16 protein-coding genes and 1 tRNA gene are annotated in these 19,096 nt (G+C 70.7%); 7 read left to right on the top strand and 10 right to left on the bottom strand.

Annotation, left to right across the window (positions count from 1 at the left end; genetic code table 11):
• Positions 1-185 precede the first annotated feature (185 nt).
• The 6 genes from DN051_RS20145 to DN051_RS20120 all read right to left on the bottom strand — a co-directional run bounded on the left by DN051_RS20145 (position 186) and on the right by DN051_RS20120 (position 4,412).
• A tRNA-Ser gene (locus DN051_RS20145) sits at positions 186-272 on the bottom strand.
• 264 nt (positions 273-536) lie between these two features.
• Positions 537-782 carry an SGM_3592 family protein gene (locus tag DN051_RS20140; protein ID WP_053759341.1) on the bottom strand — a complete coding sequence of 82 codons (246 nt, stop codon included), beginning with the start codon at positions 780-782 and terminating at the stop codon, positions 537-539.
• Positions 783-877: 95 nt separating this feature from the next.
• Positions 878-1,597, bottom strand: a complete 720-nt coding sequence (locus DN051_RS20135) for an ABC transporter permease subunit (RefSeq protein WP_053759340.1) — start codon at positions 1,595-1,597, stop codon at positions 878-880.
• A gap of 10 nt (positions 1,598-1,607) precedes the next feature.
• On the bottom strand, positions 1,608-2,519 hold the full coding sequence (locus DN051_RS20130; protein WP_053759339.1) for an ABC transporter ATP-binding protein: 912 nt from the start codon (positions 2,517-2,519) through the stop codon (positions 1,608-1,610).
• Positions 2,516-3,433, bottom strand: a complete 918-nt coding sequence (locus tag DN051_RS20125) for an ABC transporter permease (protein ID WP_053759338.1) — start codon at positions 3,431-3,433, stop codon at positions 2,516-2,518. Before DN051_RS20125 ends, DN051_RS20130 begins: the two co-directional genes overlap by 4 nt.
• On the bottom strand, positions 3,423-4,412 hold the full coding sequence (locus DN051_RS20120; protein ID WP_053759427.1) for an ABC transporter ATP-binding protein: 990 nt from the start codon (positions 4,410-4,412) through the stop codon (positions 3,423-3,425). Before DN051_RS20120 ends, DN051_RS20125 begins: the two co-directional genes overlap by 11 nt.
• 248 nt (positions 4,413-4,660) lie before the next feature.
• Here DN051_RS20120 and DN051_RS20115 point away from each other — a divergent pair, with 248 nt between their 5' ends.
• The 7 genes from DN051_RS20115 (at position 4,661) to DN051_RS20085 (ending at position 11,439) form a co-directional block, all read left to right on the top strand.
• Positions 4,661-5,503 (top strand): M24 family metallopeptidase, encoded by an 843-nt coding sequence (locus tag DN051_RS20115; RefSeq protein WP_112439227.1) that lies wholly within the window; start codon positions 4,661-4,663, stop codon positions 5,501-5,503.
• Entirely contained in the window at positions 5,500-7,257 is a 1,758-nt protein-coding gene (locus tag DN051_RS20110; RefSeq protein WP_112439226.1) for an SDR family oxidoreductase, read from the top strand. Before DN051_RS20115 ends, DN051_RS20110 begins: the two co-directional genes overlap by 4 nt.
• A 13-nt stretch (positions 7,258-7,270) precedes the next feature.
• Entirely contained in the window at positions 7,271-8,218 is a 948-nt protein-coding gene (locus tag DN051_RS20105; RefSeq protein ID WP_112439225.1) for a MerR family transcriptional regulator, read from the top strand.
• A 120-nt stretch (positions 8,219-8,338) separates the two neighbouring features.
• Positions 8,339-8,887: an RNA 2'-phosphotransferase gene (locus tag DN051_RS20100; RefSeq protein WP_053759334.1), complete on the top strand. Its 549-nt coding sequence runs from the start codon at positions 8,339-8,341 to the stop codon at positions 8,885-8,887.
• Between the two features lie 6 nt (positions 8,888-8,893).
• A complete protein-coding gene (locus DN051_RS20095) occupies positions 8,894-9,352 on the top strand; it encodes a hypothetical protein (protein WP_053759333.1) in 459 nt (152 codons plus the stop codon).
• Positions 9,353-9,394: 42 nt separating this feature from the next.
• Complete coding sequence (locus DN051_RS20090; RefSeq protein ID WP_053759332.1) at positions 9,395-10,297, top strand: LLM class flavin-dependent oxidoreductase; 903 nt, start codon at positions 9,395-9,397, stop codon at positions 10,295-10,297.
• A 254-nt stretch (positions 10,298-10,551) separates the two neighbouring features.
• Positions 10,552-11,439, top strand: coding sequence for an HAD hydrolase family protein (locus DN051_RS20085; protein ID WP_199314622.1), 888 nt, complete (start codon positions 10,552-10,554; stop codon positions 11,437-11,439).
• Positions 11,440-11,575: 136 nt separating this feature from the next.
• Here DN051_RS20085 and DN051_RS20080 read toward each other — a convergent pair whose 3' ends face one another.
• From DN051_RS20080 to DN051_RS20065, 4 genes are all read right to left on the bottom strand, one after another.
• Positions 11,576-12,640 carry a M23 family metallopeptidase gene (locus tag DN051_RS20080; protein ID WP_053759331.1) on the bottom strand — a complete coding sequence of 355 codons (1,065 nt, stop codon included), beginning with the start codon at positions 12,638-12,640 and terminating at the stop codon, positions 11,576-11,578.
• Positions 12,641-12,798: 158 nt separating this feature from the next.
• Positions 12,799-16,389, bottom strand: coding sequence for a thiol reductant ABC exporter subunit CydD (cydD, locus tag DN051_RS20075; protein WP_112439224.1), 3,591 nt, complete (start codon positions 16,387-16,389; stop codon positions 12,799-12,801).
• 88 nt (positions 16,390-16,477) lie between these two features.
• Positions 16,478-17,497, bottom strand: a complete 1,020-nt coding sequence (gene cydB, locus DN051_RS20070; protein WP_112439223.1) for a cytochrome d ubiquinol oxidase subunit II — start codon at positions 17,495-17,497, stop codon at positions 16,478-16,480.
• A 20-nt stretch (positions 17,498-17,517) separates the two neighbouring features.
• A complete protein-coding gene (locus DN051_RS20065; RefSeq protein ID WP_112439222.1) occupies positions 17,518-19,023 on the bottom strand; it encodes a cytochrome ubiquinol oxidase subunit I in 1,506 nt (501 codons plus the stop codon).
• Positions 19,024-19,096 lie beyond the last annotated feature (73 nt).

Raw genomic sequence — 19,096 nt, 5'->3', positions numbered from 1 at the left:
TGTCGCGGCTCAAGATCTTTCGGCACCGCGAGTCGCGGCACAAGGCCTTTCAGTACCGCGAGTCGCGGCTCAGGGTCTATCGGCACCGCGAGTCGCGGCTCAGGGTCTATCGGTACAGCGTGTCGCGGCACAAGGCCTTTCAGTACCGCGAGTCGCGGCTCAGGGTCTATCGGTACAGCGTGTCGCGGAGGATGCACGAATCGAACGTGCGCGGGCTTTCAGACCCGACCTTGGCTTAGCAAGCCAGTGCCTTACCACTCGGCCAATCCTCCGGGTGGGCGGCCCACGCGAGTGCGTCGCGTGCTCGAAGCGGCCGCCCCGGGCGCCCCCCGTGCGGGACGGACTCGACGGAGCGTTGGGGCTACTCCGGAGCCCGCCGCGGGCTGCCCTGCCGGGAACCGGGCGTACTGCCGTGCATGGGCATCGCCCGACTCCTCTCCCCGAACATGGCGTCGGCTCGATCCGACGTCGTGAACACAACCACTGTGCCGGGGCGAGGAGTTGGACGCCACCGAATTACTGGCGGCGGACGGCGGTCAGCGGCGGCGCCACCTGCGGCGACGCGCCTTGCTGAAGAACCAGCCGGCGGGCGGTTCGTCGGAGCGCCACGGCTGCGGCTCGGGCTCCTCCCGCCGCCAGCGTTCGGCCAGCATGCGGGCCCGCGCGGACGGCTCGGACGTGTCGGCGGCCTGTACGAACTCCTCGTCCAGGACCACCTCGTCCCAGGCGTCGTGCCCGGCGGGATCGCGGTCGTCGTCGCTCTTCGGCTGCTGCCCTGCCATCCCCGTTCCTCCCAACCGTTCGTGCCCGTTCGCCCAGTGTGCCCGGGCGGAGATGAAGCCCCCGTCAAAGCGGGGGCTTCACGTCCGTACCGCCGTCACTCCTCCCCGGCGAGCGTCAGCGACCGCAGCTTCTGCCCGGCGTACCAGGTGGCGAGCACCGTGACCGCCACCAGCAGTACCGTTGCGGTCGGGAGCCCGACGTCCGAGGTCACCAGGTCGCCCTCGCCGACCCGGTGAGCCACCGCCAGCGACCACTGCTGGACGCTCAGCGTGCGCGCCCCGGCCACGAGGGAGCCGAACAGGGCCTCCCAGACGAGTGCGTAGACGAGGCCGAAGACGACCGCGTGCCGGGACACCGTGCCGAGCAGCAGGAACAGGGCCGCGTAGGCGATGGAGGCGACCAGGGCCGCCACCGTGTAGGCGACGGCGATCTGCTGGCCGTTGCCGTTCAGGATCAGACCGGCGATGAACGTGGGCACGGCCGAGAAGACCATGGTCACCGCGATGGCGACGATCAGCTTGGTGAAGATGATCGTGGGCCGCTTCACCGGCTTGGACAGCAGGTACACCACCGAGCCGTCGTCGATCTCCGGGCCGATCGCGCCCGTTCCCGCGATGACGCCGATGATCGGCACCATCGTGGCGAGCGCCAGCCCGCCCAGCAGGTCGGCCGCGGTCTGGTCGTCGGCGCCGGCGAGGGCCCGCACCACCACGGAGATGGCGATCAGCAGCAGGGGCAGCGCGCCGAGGATGAGGGCCCGGCGCCGGCCGAGCAGGGCCCGATAAGTGAGCCGGGCGACTGTGGGGTCGTACATCTTCGGCCTCCTACGCCGCGACCAGATACGAGAACACGGACTCGAGCGACTCGTCGGACGGCGAGACCGTCAGCAGACGAATGCCCTGGTCCCGGGCGACGCGTGGCAGCAGGGCCGTGAAGCGGCCGAAGTCGACCGCCTGGATGCGCAGCGCGCCCTCGACGACATCCACTTCGATGCCGGCCGTCGACGGGTCGGCGATCAGCGCCGCCGCGAGGGCGCGGTCGTCGCTGGAGCGCACCAGATAGCGGTGCGGCCGGTCGGTCATCAGACGGCGGATCTTGCGGAAGTCGCCGCTGGCCGCGTGCCGACCGGCGACGACGACCTCGATGTGCCAGGCGAGCTGCTCCACCTCTTCGAGGATGTGCGACGAGAACAGCACGGTGCGGCCCTCGTCGCCCATGCGCCGCAGCAGGTCCATCAACTGCATGCGCTGGCGCGGGTCCATCCCGTTGAAGGGCTCGTCCAGCAGGAGCAGCGACGGCTCGTGGACCAGCGCGGACGCCATCTTCACGCGCTGGCGCATGCCCTTGGAGTACGTGGCGATCTTCCGGTCCTGGGCGTACTCCATCTCGACCGTGGCGAGGGCCTTCTGGGCCGCCCTGGCGCCGAGGCCGTGCAGTTCGGCGTTGGCGACGACGAACTCGCGGCCGGTGAGGAAGTCGTACATGGCCTCGCGCTCGGGGACGACGCCGATGTGCCGGTAGATCTTCTCGTTGCGCCAGACCTGCTGCCCGTCGAGGGTGACCGTGCCCGTGGAGGGGGCCAGGAAGCCGCCCATCATGTTGATGAGGGTGGACTTTCCGGCGCCGTTCGGGCCGAGCAGGCCGGTGACGCCGGGGCCGATCGTCATGGTGATGTCGTTGACGGCGACCACGTTGCCGAACCAGCGGGAGACGTGGTCGATGGAGAGCGTGGTCACAGGCCCGCCTTTCGGTAGCGGCGCAGCAGAAGGGCGTAGGCGGCGGCGATCAGGCCCAGGGCGACCAGGACGTAGACCAGGCCTTCGGCGTTCGTCGGGCCGACGCCTCCGGGGAACGCCGAGTCGGCGCCGAGGAAGGCGGACTGCACCCCGTCGACGAGCGTGATCGGGGAGAACAGGCCGATCCACGGGACGGCCCCGGAGCTGTTCTGCACCTCGGCGATGGCCTGGAGCGTGGAGACCGCGCCGTAGCTGATGGTCAGCACGGCGATCACGGCCGCGATGCCGAAGCCGCGGCGGGGCGTGACCGAGGCGATGACCAGGCCGATTCCGGCGAAGAGCAGTGAGAGCAGTGCCACGGAGACGAGTCCCTGCGCGAATCCCTTGGTCTGGTCGGCGAAGTCGAGTTCGGCCAGCAGGGCGCCCACATAGAGGACGAGGAGCGGCGCGGCGGTGAGGACGAACATCGCCGTGGCCAGCGCCGCGTACTTGGCGCGGACGTAGTCGGCCGTCTCGATGGGCCGCGAGAAGTACAGCGGTACCGTCTTGAAGCGCAGGTCGCGCGAGACGGACTGGGGTGCCTGCGAGGCGATGTACAGGCTGATGACGGCCTGCATGATGATCGCGTAGCGCGTGTACTGGACGGGCAGTTCGTCGGCCTTCGTGGCGACCGCGACGGCGACCATGATGGCCGCGGGCACGCACATCACCACGAACAGCAGCATCGGCAGGACCTTGGACTTCACCGAGCGGCCGAGGCCGTAGGCGCCGCGCAGGGACTGCGAGTAGAGGGATCGGCGGGCGTAGGCGCGGCCCAGGCGGGGGCCGTCGTAGGAGCGGTAGCCGATGTTGTGGATGCGGGTCTGGTCGCCCGTCGGGGGTGCCGGTGTCCGCAGGGGCTGCTCAACTGCCATGGCCCACCGCCTCCTTCCGCTGCTCGTCGGTGTCCGTGTCCGTGCCGGTGTCCGTGTCGGTGGTGAAGACCTCCGAGATGTGGTGCCGGCGCTGCTCCATGCGCACCAGGCCGAGGCCCAGGTCGGCGACGGTGTCGCGGACCAGGTCGTAGGTGTCCTCGCCCGCCGCGGTGAGCAGCAGGATGTGTCCGGCGCCGGGCAGGCCGCTGCCCGAGTCGACGGTCACCCCGCGCGCGTGGAGCGCCTCACGCATCGCCTGCGTGCCGTCCGGGTGCTCGTCGCTGTCGGTGACCTCGATGGCGATGGTCGTGGTGCTCTGTGTGAAGTCCCGGGTGGAGCTGGACCGCAGGAGCTTGCCGCCGTCGACGACGACGACGTGGTCACAGGTGCGCTCCAGCTCACCGAGCAGGTGCGAGGTGACCAGGACCGAGATGCCGAAGTCGGTGTGGATGCGGCGGATCAGGCCGAGCATCTCGTCACGGCCGACCGGGTCCAGGCCGTTGGTCGGCTCGTCCAGGAAGACCAGCTGCGGGTCGTGGACCAGGGCCTGCGCGAGCTTGACGCGCTGCTTCATGCCGGTCGAGTAGCCGCCGATGGGGCGGTACCGCTCCTCGTAGAGGCCGACGTGGCGCAGCGTGTCCGCGGTGCGCTCGCGCGCGGCGGTGGGCGGCAGGCCGGACATGCGCGCCATGTGGACGACGAACTCGGTGGCCGAGACGTCCGGCGGCAGGCAGTCGTGCTCCGGCATGTACCCCACGCGCTCGCGGATGGCGGCGCCCTTGGTGGCGACGTCGAGTCCGAGCACTTCGGCGCGGCCCTCGGTGGCGGGGGACAGACCCAGCAGGATCTTGATCAGTGTGGACTTGCCGGCTCCGTTGGCTCCGACGAGTCCGGTCACACCGGGCCCGACGTCCACGGAGAGCCGGTCAAGCGCGGTCACCCGGGGGAACCGCTTGCTCAGGCTTTCGGTCGCGATCACAGTCACGACGTCGACAGTAGTGACACGGGCCGCGGACGTCGTCAGACCCGAGAGCCGTCTTGGTATCAGACTCCAGGCGTACGGGACCCTGAGGGTCCCCCTGAGGTCCGAGGGCGCGCACCCGGTCGTCCGCGTCGGCGCGGTTGTCCACAGCCGGGAGGCGGCCCTATTGACGCGGCCTCTAACAACTGTCACATTCACCGATGTCAAGTTACGAGCACGTACCGCGACCAGTGGGACGGGGTGGCATGACTACGGCAGCGACCGGTGAACGCGCTGCGGAGCTGCGCGGGTTCCGCAGGGTGCAGCGTCTCGCCTACGAGTGCGCGGAGGCGGTCGCGGCCCAGCTGAAGCCGGGCGTGACCGAGCGTGAGGCGGCACGGATGCAACGCGCGTGGCTGCGCGAGCGCGGTGTGCGGGACTGGTTCCATCTGCCTTTCGCCTGGTTCGGCGACCGCACCGCGTTCGTGGACTTCCGCGTCCCGTTGCAGTTCTTCCCGACGAATCGGCGGCTGGAGCCGGGAATGCCGTTCATCCTCGACATGGCGCCGGTGTTCCAGGGCCACACGGCGGACATCGGCTATTCCGGCTCTCTCGGCATCAACCCCGTGCACGACCGGCTGATGGCCGACCTGGAAGCACACCGCGAGCTGATCCTGCGCGAGGTGCGCGAGCGCCGCCCGCTGCGCGAGATCTACGAGGACGTGGACCGCCTCATGGTCCGCCAGGGCTGTGCCAACCGTCATCGCGCGTACCCCTTCGGAGTGATCGCCCACAAGGTCGACCGGGTGCGCGAGCGCCGCTGGTCACCGCGGCTGTTCGGGTTCGGCACGCGGTCCTTGAAGGGGCTGGCCTCCGATGCGCTGCACGGTCACCGCGAGGGATGGTCACCGCTGTGGTCGCCGTACCGCTTCTCAGACCATCCGCCGCGACCGGGTCTGTGGGCGGTCGAACCGCACCTCGGGTTCCGGGGCACCGGCGCGAAGTTCGAGGAGATCCTGGTCGTCACCGACTCCGGGGATCCCGCGGAGAGCGCGTTCTGGCTGGACGACGATCTGCCACACGTGCGGCGCTGGGCGGAGGAGAAGTGACGGTGCTGAGCGGTGCGCGGGAGCGCCGGGTGTCCACCGGCGGGGTCGAGCTGTGCGTGGCCGAGCTCGGGGACCCCGAGCAGCCGACGGTCGTGCTGGTGCACGGCTACCCGGACAGCAAGGAGGTGTGGTCCGAGGTGGCCGCCCGCCTCGCCGACCGCTTCCACGTCGTGCTGTACGACGTCCGGGGGCACGGCCGGTCGACGGCTCCGCGGCCGTTGCGCGGCGGGTTCACGCTGGAGAAGCTGACGGACGACTTCCTCGCCGTCGCGGACGCGGTCAGTCCGGACCGGCCGGTGCACCTCGTGGGCCACGACTGGGGTTCCGTGCAGTCCTGGGAGTTCGTGACCGTCAAGCGCACCGAGGGCCGCATCGCGTCCTTCACCTCGATGTCCGGACCGTCCCTGGACCACTTCGGCCACTGGATCAAGCAGCGCGTCAGGCGCCCCACCCCGCGCCGGGTCGGCCAGCTCCTCGGACAGGGCGCCAAGTCCTGGTACGTGTACCTGCTGCACACGCCCGTGCTGCCCGAACTGGCCTGGCGCGGGCCCCTGGGCAGGCGCTGGCCGGGCATCCTCCGGCGGGTCGAGAAGGTCCCGGCCGGCGACTACCCGACCTCGTCGCTGCCCATGGACGCGGCGAACGGCGCCTGGCTGTACCGGGACAACATCCGCCGCCGGCTGGCCAGGCCCCGCACCGACGCGTACGCGCACGCGCCCGTGCAGCTGATCACGCCCGTCGACGACGCGTTCCTCTCCGAGCGGCTCTACGACGAACTCGACGTCTGGGCGCCGCGGTTGACGCGCCGCACACTGCCCGCCAAGCACTGGGTGCCGCGCACCCGGCCGGATCGACTGGCCGCCTGGATCGAGGAGTTCGTGCTCGCCAACGAGGGAGGCCGACAGGTGATCGAGGCGACCGGCCGGTACGCCGACCGGTTCGCCGGGCAACTCGTGCTGGTGACGGGCGCGGGCAGCGGCATCGGGCGCGCCACGGCGTTCGCGTTCGCCGAGGCGGGCGCCCGCGTGATCGCCGCGGACCGGAACGCGGAGTCGGCGGCCCGTACGGCTCAGATGTCCCGGCTGATCGGGTCCCCGTCCGCCTGGCCGGAGGTCGTCGACGTGTCCGACGGGCAGGCGATGGAGAAGCTGGCGGAGAAGGTCGCCACGGAGTACGGCGTGGTCGACGTCCTGGTGAACAACGCCGGGATCGGGCTGTCCGGCTCCTTCCTGGACACCACCCCGGAGGACTGGCGCAAGGTCCTCGACGTCAATCTCTGGGGCGTGATCCACGGATGCCGGCTGTTCGGCCGGCAGATGGCGGCGCGCGGGCAGGGCGGCCACATCGTCAACATCGCCTCGGCGGCGGCGTACCAGCCGTCCAAGGCGCTGCCCGCGTACAGCACTTCCAAGGCGGCCGTGCTGATGCTGAGCGAGTGCCTGCGCGCCGAGCTCGCCGGGCGGGGCATCGGTGTGACGGCGATCTGCCCAGGCTTCGTCAACACCGACATCACGTCCACGGCTCGGTTCACGGGCGTGGACGCGGAGGAGGAGAAACGGCGCCGGAAGAAGTCCGCGCGCATGTACGGGCTGCGCAACTACCCGCCGGAGAAGGTGGCCGACGCCGTCCTGAAGGCGGTGGTCCGCAACGCGGCGGTGGTCCCGGTGACCCCGGAGGCACGCGGTGCCCGTCTGCTGTCCCGGTTCCTGCCGGGCGCGTCGCGGGCGGTCGCGCGGATGGAACCGCCGTTGTGAACGGGGCCGGGCGATGAGTGAGCCGCCGCCCGCCGCCTACCGCATCGAGGACCTCGCCCACCTCACCGGCACCACCGTCCGCACCATCCGCGCCTACCAGGACCGGGGCGTCCTGCCCCGCCCGGAGCGGCGCGGCCGCGCGGGCTTCTACACCGACACGCATCTCACCCGACTGCGCCAGATCGCCGACCTGCTGGACCGCGGATACACCCTGGCGTCCATCAAGGAGCTCCTGGAGGCCCATGACACCGGGCGCGGGCTCGGCGGGGTCCTCGGCCTGGCCGCCGAGGTGGACGGACCGTGGACCGACGAGGAACCGTCCCGGATCTCCCGCGCCGGGCTCGCCGAACGCTTCGGCGGCGCACCGGACGACGCGGCGATCGCCCAGGCCGTCGAACTCGGGGTACTGGAGCCGGTGCCCGGGGACCCCGACGTGTTCGTCGTGCCCAGCCCTCAAGAGCTGGCCGTGGCCGTGGAGTTGCATGCGGCCGGGGTGCCGCTGTCCGCGATCTCCGGGCATCTACGGGAGTTGAGGGCGCAGGTGGAGCACATCGCCGCCCGTTTCCTGGAGTTCACCGACGAGTACGTATTCGCCCGCTACCTCGGCGGACCGCACCCGCCGAGCGACGCGGACGCCGCCGAGGCGGCCTCATTGGTACGCCGGCTGCGTCCGCTGGCCCGGCACACCGTGGACGCCGAACTGGCCCGTGCGATGCGCCTGTTGGCCTCGCGGAACCTGCGCCGGCACCTCGGGGCCCGCACCGGGGACGCGGGCACCGACGGGACGAGGCTGGTGCGCCTGCCGGTCAACACAATGCGGGCCGTCGAGGCGGCGGTCGGGGAAGAGCACTCCGCCGAGTTCATCGCGCTCGCCGCGGAACGGGAGGTGCGGGCACGGAGCTTGGACCGCCTTACCGGAACGCGTATGAATGGAAGATTTATTGATGAAGAGGACAAATAACACCGGGTAGTTGTCCACAGCCTCGCCAAATCCCCTGTGGATAACTCCAGTTGGTTGTGGATCAAACATTCCGTACAAAATCATGTGCGTGATCCATGTCTCGCCCGGCACGCTGGTGGGATGGACGACAGACGCACCGTGAAGGTGTCGAAGTACATCGCGAAGCACCTGCGCCACCAGCCCGAGCGCATCGGCCTCGTGCTGGACGAGGCAGGCTGGGTGGAGATCGACACCCTGATCGCGGCGGCGGCCGCACACGGGTTCCGGTTCACCCGGGAAGAACTCGACCACGTGGTCGCCCACAACGACAAGAGGCGGTTCGCGATCGACGGCACCCGGATCCGCGCCAGCCAGGGACACACCGTCGAGGTGGACCTCGGACTGCCCGAGGCGGCCCCGCCGCCGTACCTCTACCACGGCACCGTGGCCCGCAACCTGGACGCGATCCGCGCCGAGGGGCTCAGACCCATGACCCGCCACGACGTGCACCTCTCGGCCGACCGGGAGACCGCCACCCGCGTCGGCGCCCGCCGGGGCCGGCCCGTCGTCCTGGCGGTGGACGCGGGCGCCATGTACGACGACGGCCATGTCTTCCGGGTCAGCGCCAACGGCGTGTGGCTGACGCAGGGCGTGCCACCGCGGTACCTGCGCTTCCCCGAGTCGCACTGACCCTGCATGATCCTTGGCATGGACCACCTCCCCACCACCGAGGCAGCGGTCACGGCCCTTCGCGCCATCGCCGAGGAATACGCCCGCGAGATCGAGGTCACCCACGACATCGGCGCGGACCAGACCTCCCGCCGCACCGCCGCGGGTGTCGGTGTGGTCGCCGACCCGGACGGATCACTGCCCCATGAGGCGTTCGTCGACTTCGGTGGCGTGCCCGTGGTCGGTGTGCGGCTGTATCCGGAGGACGACGCGCTGGTCACCGTCGAGGGTGTGGAGTTCCACGACATCCCGCGCGACGACGTCCCCGACTTCGTGCGCTCCCTGTTCAGCGGCCTCGCGCACGTCACGGCCCACCGCTTCCCGCCCGGCCACCGTCTGGTCGTGCCACTGCCGGGAGACCGCACCCACAAGGAATGGATCCCGATGATCGTCCTCACGCCGTGGCTGAGTGGGCGCGTACGGTGAGCGTTTCACGTGAAACCCACGGGGCCACATAGTCTCGATGGCATGAGTCTGCGCCTGAGCACCGTCATCCTCCCGTATCTCCGCTGGCACGAGGGCGGCCGGTCGGGCTGGCAGCGAGCGGAACAGCTCGGGTTCCACACCGCGTACACCTACGACCACCTGTCCTGGCGGACGTTCCGTGACGGCCCGTGGTTCGGTGCGGTGCCGACGCTGGCCGCCGCGGCCGCCGTCACCGACCGGATGCGCCTGGGCACCCTGGTCACCTCCCCGAACTTCCGGCACCCGGTGACCCTCGCCAAGGAACTCGTCTCCCTGGACGACGTCTCCGGCGGACGGATCACGCTCGGCATCGGCGCGGGCGGCACCGGCTTCGACGCCACCGCTCTGGGGCAGGAGGCCTGGACGCCACGTGAGCGTGCCGACCGGTTCGGCGAGTTCGTGCCTCTGCTGGACCGCCTGCTGACCGAGGACTCGGTGTCCTACGAGGGCAACTTCTACTCGGCGCACGAGGCGCGCAACATCCCGGGGTGTGTACAGCGCCCCCGGCTGCCCTTCGCGGTGGCCGCCACCGGTCCGCGCGGGCTGCGGCTCGCGGCCCGCTACGGACAGGCGTGGGTGACGACCGGCGACCCCAGGCTGTACGAGAACGGCACGCCCGAACAGTCGGTGCAGGCCCTTCGCGGGCAGGCCGAACGCCTGGCCGACGCATGCGCCGACATCGGCCGCGACGCCGCCACGCTGGACAGGATCCTGCTCACCGGGTTCACCCCCGACCGCGGCCGGCCGCTCCAGTCCCTCGACGCGTTCGTGGACTTCGCGGGCCGGCACAAGGAACTCGGCTTCACGGAGCTGGTGATCCACTGGCCCATCCCCGACTCGGACTTCGCCGCGGAACAGAAGGTCTTCGAGCAGATCGCCATGGAGGCCCCGGCGCAGTTGGCGTGACGGGTCGGCGGGCGCGAGCCGATGGCGGGGCGGGGCGCGATCGCGTCCCCGCCATGGAAGCCCCGGCGCGGTTGGCGTGACACGTCCGCGGACGCGAGCCCATGGCGGGGCGGGGCGCGACGGCGACTGCGTCCCGCCGGGGAACACCGTTCACACGTGCGTGACGCACGAGCGGGGCACGTACCGGCGAAGAACGCGCAGGTGAGGGCGGTTTCCACTCACCTGTGCGGACCGCCGCACGACCGTGCAGGCATATGCGCGAGAATGGCCCGGTGACCTCAGCGACTCGACAGCCCGCGACCCCGGCGGCCGCGGTTCCGCCCCGGCTGATCGCCACCGACCTCGACGGCACGCTGCTGCGCGACGACAAATCGGTGTCCCCACGCACCGTGGCCGCTCTCGCCGCCGCGGAGGAGGCGGGTATCGAGGTCTTCTTCGTCACCGGCCGCCCGGCCCGCTGGATGGACGTCGTCAGCGAGCATGTCCACGGGCACGGCCTGGCGATCTGCGGCAACGGGGCCGCGGTGGTCGACCTGCACGGCGGCCCCGGCACCCACCGGTTCGTGAAGGTCCGCGAGCTGGCCCGGGACAACGCCCTGGACGCCGTCCGCCTGCTGCGCGACGCGGCGCCGGGCACGGTGTACGCCGTGGAGCAGACCTACGGCTTCTACCAGGAGCCCGGCTACCCGAAGCTCCACATGGAGACCCCGGACGGGCTCGCACCGGCCGAGGAACTCCTGGCGCCGGACGCCCCCGGCGCGGGTGAGCCGGTGCTGAAGATCCTCGCGTTCCACCCCGAGATGGACCCGGACGGCTTCCTCACGCTGGCCCGCCTGGCCATCGGTGAGCGCGCGAACGTCACCCGCTCCAGCCCCAGCGCTCTGCTGGAGATCAGCGGGCCGGGTGTGTCCAAAGCCAGCACGCTCGCCCTGTGCTGTGCGGAACGGGGCATCTCGCACGAGCAGGTCGTCGCCTTCGGCGACATGCCGAACGATGTCGAGATGCTCACCTGGGCCGGGCAGTCGTACGCCATGGGCAACGCGCACCCGGACGTCGTCGCCGCGGCGTCCGGACGCACGGTCGCCAACAACGACGACGGTGTGGCGGTCGTGATCGAGCGGATGCTCGCGGAGCAGATGTAGCCGGCGCTCCCACGGGCACCCCGGCCGGGTGCCCGGTCACGGGCGCACCGCACGGGCGCGTCGGACATGGGGCTGGTCGCGCCCGGTCACCGACGGACTCCTCGGCCGCCCCGGTCGTACGGTTGGTCCCGTCCGGTCACAGGTGTACCCCACGTGCCGCCAGCCACGGCACCGGGTCCACACCGGACCCCAGCTGCGGCGTGACCCGTACCTCGAAGTGCAGATGAGGGCCGGTCGAGTTGCCGGTCGTGCCCGCCTGCCCGATCCACTGTCCCGGGCCCACCCGGTCGCCCTGGTCGACGGCGACCGAGGCGAGATGCGCGTAGTGCGTGTAGTAGCCCTCGGGGTGGGCGATCAGGATCTGGATTCCGAAAGCGCCCCCGCACGACACCTTCATCACCGTGCCCTCGCCGACCGCCCGCACGGGCGTACCGATCGGCACGGCGAAGTCCTGCCCGGTGTGCCGTCGCGCCCAGTGGGAACCGCCGCTGCCGAACTCGGCCGACATCTCGTACGTCTCCACCGGGGCGACCCACGGGGGAGGCAGGGACACCCTGACCGCCTTCGGCCGGTCGAGGCGGACGGCACCTCGACAGGTGCCCGCGGCGGCGGAGTCGTTCGCCTGCCCCTGCAACCGCCCGCGCGCGCGTTCGAGCTTCCGCTCGATCCTCTGCTTCAGCTCCACGAGTTCGGTGTTTCGTTTCTCCAGCGCCTTCCACGCGGCTTCGGCCTTCTCCTCGTCCTCCGCGAGCCGGGCCTGCGCGCGGCTGCTCTTGCCGATCGCGTTGTTGACGGCGAGGTCCGCCTGCCACACGGCGTGCTGACCGTGCATCAGTTCCTCGGGATCGTCGGTGAGGATGAGCCGGGCGGTGATGGGGACGTCCCCGCCGGTGCGGTACTGGGCCCGTGCGATCCGGCCCAGGTCCTCCCGCAGCACCGCAGCCTCCCGCCGCTCGCGTTCGAGGAGTTCCTCGTACCGCTGGGCGCGTGACCGCTGCAGTTCGGCCTCCCGCCGCCCCTCCTCGTACTCCTGAGCCGCCACGGCCGCTTCCTCGTACAGCCGTGCCACCTCGGCGCCGACACCGCCCCCACCGGCCTGGTGCGGGCCGTGCCGGGGCTCCTCGGTGGGCCGCGCCGCGAGGACGGCGAGCGCGCACAACAGCACCGGAACGAGCAGGGGAAAGCGGCGATACGAGCGCATGCCAGCGATCGTGGACCGTGAGGGCCGCCCCGGTCCTGTTCAAGTCGTACGCATGGGGGACCCACCGCCCCGGATGGAGCAGCGACACCGGCCGAACGGGGTTGCCGTGGAACACATCTGACGCCGGGTCGGACGCGACGAGGTGCTCCACGGCCGTCCTACCGCACCCCGACCAGCAGCTCCGACTCCGCCTCCCGCGCGGCCAGTGCCCGCAGCGGGCCGTCCGCCCCGGCCAGCTCCGCGTACGAACCGCGCTGCGCCACCCGCCCCTGGTCCAGCACGATCACCTCGTCGACGGCTTCCAGACCGGCCAGCCGGTGCGTGATGAGCACCGTCGTACGGCCTTCCGTCGCGGCCAGCAGATCCGCGGTGAGCGCGTCGGCGGTGGGCAGGTCCAGGTGCTCGGCGGGCTCGTCCAGGACCAGGACGGGGAAGTCGGCCAGCAGCGCCCGGGCCAGCGCGAGCCGCTGCCGCTGCCCGCCGGACAGCCGCGCACCGTACTCGCCGACGGCGGTGTCCAGGCCCTCGGGCAGTCCGTCGGCCCAGTCGAGCAGCCGGGCCCGCGCGAGCGCGTCCCGCAACTCGTCCTCCGTCGCGTCCCGTTTCGCGAGGAGCAGGTTCTCGCGCACCGAGCTGTCGAACAGGTGCGCGTCCTGCGCGCACAGCCCGACGACCCGCCGCACGTCGTCGCTGTCCAGGGCGTACGCGTCCACGCCGCCCAGGGTGTACGAGCCGGCGTCCGCGTCCAGGAAGCGCAGCAGAACCTGCGCCAGGGTCGTCTTGCCGGCGCCGGAAGGTCCGACGACCGCGACGCGGCGCCCCTTCTCCAGCGTCAGGTCCACTCCCGCGAGCGCGTCCCGGTCCTGTCCCGCGTACCGGGCCGCCGCGCCCTTGAGGACGAGCGGGAACGGCGAGGCGGGCGCCTGACGGGGCCGCTCGGGTTCGCGGACGGGTTCGGGGGCGTCCAGAACCTCGTGGACCCGTTCGGCACTTCGGCGCACCCGCTGGCGGAACTGCACGGCGAGCGGCATCCCGAGCACGGCCTCGAAGGCGGCCAGCGGGGTGAGGACGACCACGGCCAGCAGGAGCCCGTTCAGCCGACCGGCGGCGACGGCCTCGACCCCCACCAGCGCGGCGGCGGCCACGGTCACTCCGGAGACGAGCGCGGTGAGCCCGTCACCGAGCGCGGTGGCGGTGGCGGCGCGCGAGGCGATCCCGGTGAGCGCCGCGTCGGCCCGCCGGGTCTCGGCGGTACGGGCGGGCAGCGCACCGGCGACGGTCAGTTCTGCGGTGCCGGTGAGCAGGTCGGTCACCCGCGTCGCGAGCGCTCCGCGGGCCGGGGCCAGCCTGCGCTCCGCCCGACGCGCCACGGCGCCGGTGACCAGGGGGACGCCCGCCCCGGCCGCGAGCAGACCGACCGCGAGCACCGCCCCCGCCTCGGGCAGCAGCCACGCGGTGAAGCCGACCGAGGCCGCGCAGACGACGACCGCGGAGCCGGCGGGGAGGAGCCAGCGCAGCCAGTAGTCCTGGAGGGCGTCCACGTCGGAGACGAGCCGCGAGAGCAGGTCGCCCCGGCGGGCCCGGCGCAGGCCGGCGGGGGCGAGCCGCTCGAGCCGGCGGTACACGGCGACGCGGGTGTCGGCCAGCATCAGCAGCACGGCGTCGTGCGACACCAGCCGCTCCGCGTACCGGAACACGGCCCGACCGATACCGAAGGCACGCGTGGCCGTCACGGCGACCATCAAATAGAGCACGGGCGGCTGTTGCGAGGCCCGCGAGATGAGCCAGCCGGAGGTGGCCATGAGCCCGACGGCACTGCCGAGCGCCAGACTGCCGAGCAGCAGGGCGAGAGCGAGCCGGCCGCGGCGGGCACCGGACATGGCGCGGACACGAGCCAGAACACCACCGCCGTGCGCCGCGGGTTCGGCGGCCTTCGTGTGCTCGCCCGTCTCAGGTGCCGAGGAGGTTTCGACGGGGTGCGCACCGGAAGCTGAGCGCTCAGGTGCCGGAACGGGTTCGATCAGGTGCACGCCGGACGCCCCGCGCCCGAGGGTCGGAACGGATTCGATCCGGTGCGCGCCGAGCGCAGAGCCTTCGGGTGCCACCTCTGCCGTCAGAGGGGCCTCGGCCAGCCGCACCACCCGGTCCGCGACGTCCAGCAGTGCCGGCCGGTGCACCACGACGAGCACGGTGCGGCCCGCCGAGAGGCGCCGTACCGCCTCGACAACCTCGTCCTCGGTCGCTCCGTCGAGCGCCGCGGTCGGTTCGTCGAGCAGCAGGACGGGCCGGTCGGCGAGGAAGGCGCGGGCCAGTGCGATGCGCTGCCGCTGCCCGGCGGACAGTCCGGCCCCGTCCTCGCCGAGCACCGTCTCGACACCGTGGGGGAGGGCGGCCACGAACGTGAGCGCGCCGGCGTCCTCCAGCGCCCGCCGCACCGCGTCGTCGTCCGCGCCGGGAAGGGCGAGTCGCACGTTCTCCGCGATCGTCCCGGCGAACAGGTGCGGCCGCTGCGGCACCCATGCGATCCGCGACCGCCACTGCTCCAGATCCACCTCGGAGAGATCGACTCCCCCGATCCGCACCCGCCCCCCGGTGGGCCGCACAAACCCGAGCAGCACGTTCAGCAGTGTCGTCTTGCCCACACCGCTCGGTCCGACCAGCGCGACCGTCTCCCCCGGCTCGACCGTGAAGCTGACGTCGGACACCGCGTCGTCGCCACGCCCCGGATAGCGGACGGTCACGCCCTCGAAGTCCAGAGCACCCTCACGCACGGCGCCGGTGCCCGACTCAGGTGCCGGTGTCTCCAGCACCGCGAAGATCTCCTCGGCTGCCGCCAGCCCCTCGGCCGCCGCGTGGTACTGCGCGCCCACCTGTCGCAGCGGCAGATACGCCTCCGGCGCGAGGATCAGGATGACGAGCCCGATGTACAGATCCATCTCGCCGTGAACGAGGCGCATACCGATGGTCACCGCGACCAGCGCGACGGAGATGGTGGCGAGCAACTCCAACGCGAACGAGGACAGGAACGCGATCCGCAGCGTCCGCATCGTCGCCTGCCGGTACTCACCGGTGATGCGCTTGATCGACTCGGCCTGGGCCTTGGCGCGTCCGAACACCTTCAGGGTCGGCAGCCCGGCGACCACGTCCAGGAAGTGCCCCGACAACTGCGACAGCAGTCGCCACTGACGGTCCATGCGGGACTGCGTGGCCCAGCCGATCAGCATCATGAAGACGGGAATGAGCGGCAGCGTGCCCACGATGATGGCGGCGGACACCCAGTCCTCGGTGACGATCCGGGCGAGTACCGCCACCGGCACGACGACCGCGAGACCCAGCTGCGGCAGATAGCGCGAGAAGTAGTCGTCCAGGGCATCAACACCGCGAGTGGCCAGGGCGACCAGCGAGCCGGTGCGCTGTCCGCTCAGCCATCCGGGACCCAGGCGGGCGGCATGCTCCAGCAGCCGCAACCGAAGCTCGGACTTCACCGCCGCGCTCGCCCGGTGAGCGGCGAGTTCGGTCAGCCAGGAGACCAGTGCCCGCCCGCAGGCCACGACCACCAGCAACAGCAGCGGTGTGCGCAGTTCGGTGACGGACATTCCGTGCTGGAACGCTCCGACCACCGTCTCGGCGATGAGCATCGCCTGCGCGATGACCAACCCGGAACCAACGGCACCCAGGCCGACGACCGCCACCAGGAAGAACCGTGTGGCGCGGGCGTATCGGAGCAGTCGCGGGTCGATCGGTTTCACGTGAAACACACCCTCTTCTCAAGAGGCTTGAAGGGACCTGAACTGGTCTCAAGGGGCATGTTTCACGTGAAACATGCCCCTGTCGGACTCAGTGCGCTGATCCGGCGGACGCGCCCGCGGCGATGTGCTGCGTTCCGATCCGCTTGCGGAACACCCAGTAGGTCCAGGACTGGTAGAGCAGGACGATCGGCGTGGCGACACCGGCGCACCAGGTCATGATCTTCAAGGTGTACGGCGTCGACGAGGCGTTGCTGACCGTCAGGCTCCACTCCGCGTTGAGCGAGGACGGCATGACGTTCGGGAAGAGCGACAGGAACAGCATCGCCACAGCGGCCACGATCGTGATGCCGGACAGTGCGAACGACCAGCCCTCCCGCCCGGCCTGGTTCGCCAGCAGTGCCGCGACCAGGGCGGCGGCCGCCACGACCATGGCGATCAGGCTCTTGCCGTCCCCGCTGTCGACCTGGGTCCACAGCAGGAAGAGCACGGCCAGCGCCGTCGCAAGGAGGCCGACTCGCAGCGCCAGCTTCCGTGCCCGCTCGCGGATCTCCCCCACGGTCTTGAGGGCCGTGAACACCGCACCGTGGAAGGTGAAGAGGGTCAGCGTCACAAGACCGCCGAGCAGCGCGTAGGGGTTGAGCAGCTCCCAGAGGCTTCCGACGTACTCGAAGTCCTGGTCGATCTTCACGCCCCGGACGATGTTGCCGAACGCCACACCCCACAGGAACGCCGGGATCAGCGAGCACCAGAAGATCGCGTGCTCCCAGTTGCGCTGCCAGTTCTCCTCGGGCCGCTTGGCTCGGTACTCGAAGGCGACCCCGCGCACGATCAGGCACAGCAGAATCAGCAGCAGGGGCAGATAGAAGCCCGAGAAGAGCGTGGCGTACCACTCGGGGAAGGCGGCGAAGGTCGCGCCGCCGGCCGAGAGCAGCCACACCTCGTTGCCGTCCCAGACCGGGCCGATCGTGTTGATCAGAACCCGCTTCTCGGGCCGGTTGCGGGCGAGCAGTTTGGTGAGGACGCCCACCCCGAAGTCGAAGCCTTCGAGGAAGAAGTAGCCGGTCCACAGGACGGCGATCAGGACGAACCAGACGTCGTGCAGTTCCATGACTGTGCAGCTCCCTCGGCCTAGTAGGAGAAGGCCATCGGCTTGTCGGCGTCACGGAGGTCGCCGCCGATCTTCGTGGGCGGGTTGAGGTCGGCCTCGGTGAGTTCGGGCGGGCCGGCCTTCACGTACTTCACGAGCAGCTTGACCTCGATCACGGCGAGGACGGCGTACAGGTTGGTGAAGGCAATCATCGAGGTGAGGATCTCGGCCTGGGAGACACCGGGGGAGACCGCGTCGCGGGTCTGCATCACGCCGTAGACGACCCACGGCTGGCGGCCCATCTCGGTGAAGATCCAGCCCCAGGCGTTGGCGATCAGCGGGAAGGCCATCGTCCAGAGCGCCAGAAGCCAGTACAGCCGGCTGAACCTCGACCCGAGCGGCTTCCTCAGCAGCACCAGATGGGGGACCTCGTCCTCCCCGGTGCGCAGGGCGGACGGCAGCAGGAACCTCTTGCGGGTCAGCCAGAGCCCCAGCAGGCCGACGCTGAACGACGCCATGCCGAAGCCGATCATCCAGCGGAAGCCCCAGTAGGCGACCGGGACGATGGGCTTGTAGTCACCGGGGCCGAACTTCTCCTGGAGGGCCTCATTGGTGTCGTTGATGCCGGGCACGTACGACTCGAAGTCGCTGTGGGCCAGGAAGGACAGCAGACCCGGTATCTCCAGCGCGACCTTGTTGTGCCCCTTGTCGACGTCCCCGTAGGCGAACACGGAGAAGGGCGCCGGGCTCTCGCCCTCCCACAGCGCCTCTGCCGCGGCCATCTTCATCGGCTGCTGCTCGTACATGACCTTGCCGAGGGTGTCGCCGCTGACCGCGGTGAACAGACCGCCGACCGCCAGGGTGACCAGACCGAGCCGGAGCGAGGTCCGCATCACCGGGATGTGCTTCTTGCGCATCAGATGGAAGGCGGCGATGCCCACCATGAAGGCGCCGCCCGTCAGGAAGGCCGCGGAGAAGCTGTGGAAGACCTGGTTGAGCGTGGTGTTCTGGGTCAGGACCAGCCAGAAGTCGGTCAGTTCGGCACGGCCCTTCTCCTCGTTGATGCGGTACCCGACGGGGTGCTGCATCCAGGAGTTGGCCGCGAGGATGAAGTACGCCGACAGCAGCGTGCCGATCGAGACCATCCAGATGCAGGCCAGATGGATCTTCTTCGGCAGCTTGTCCCAGCCGAAGATCCACAGGCCGATGAAGGTGGACTCGAAGAAGAAGGCGATGAGCGCCTCGAAGGCGAGAGGAGCACCGAAGACGTCACCGACGAAGCGGGAGTAGTCCGACCAGTTCATGCCGAACTGGAACTCCTGCACGATGCCGGTCACGACACCCATGGCGATGTTGATCAGGAACAGCTTGCCCCAGAACTTGGTCGCCTTGAGGTACTTCTCCTTCTCCGTGCGGACCCAGGCGGTCTGCAGGCCCGCCGTCAGGGCGGCCAGCGAGATCGTCAGGGGGACGAACAGGAAGTGGTAGACGGTGGTGATGCCGAACTGCCAGCGCGCCAGAGTTTCCGGAGCCAAGGCCAATTCCACGTCGTCTCTCCTTACGTCGCCGTGGACACTGCGGCAATCTGCCCCTTTTGCCACACACAGGACGGGAGCAACC

It is taken from the genome of Streptomyces cadmiisoli (genome assembly GCF_003261055.1).
Classification (GTDB): Bacteria; Actinomycetota; Actinomycetes; order Streptomycetales; family Streptomycetaceae; genus Streptomyces; species Streptomyces cadmiisoli.
This window is presented reverse-complemented; position numbering and strand designations above follow the sequence as displayed.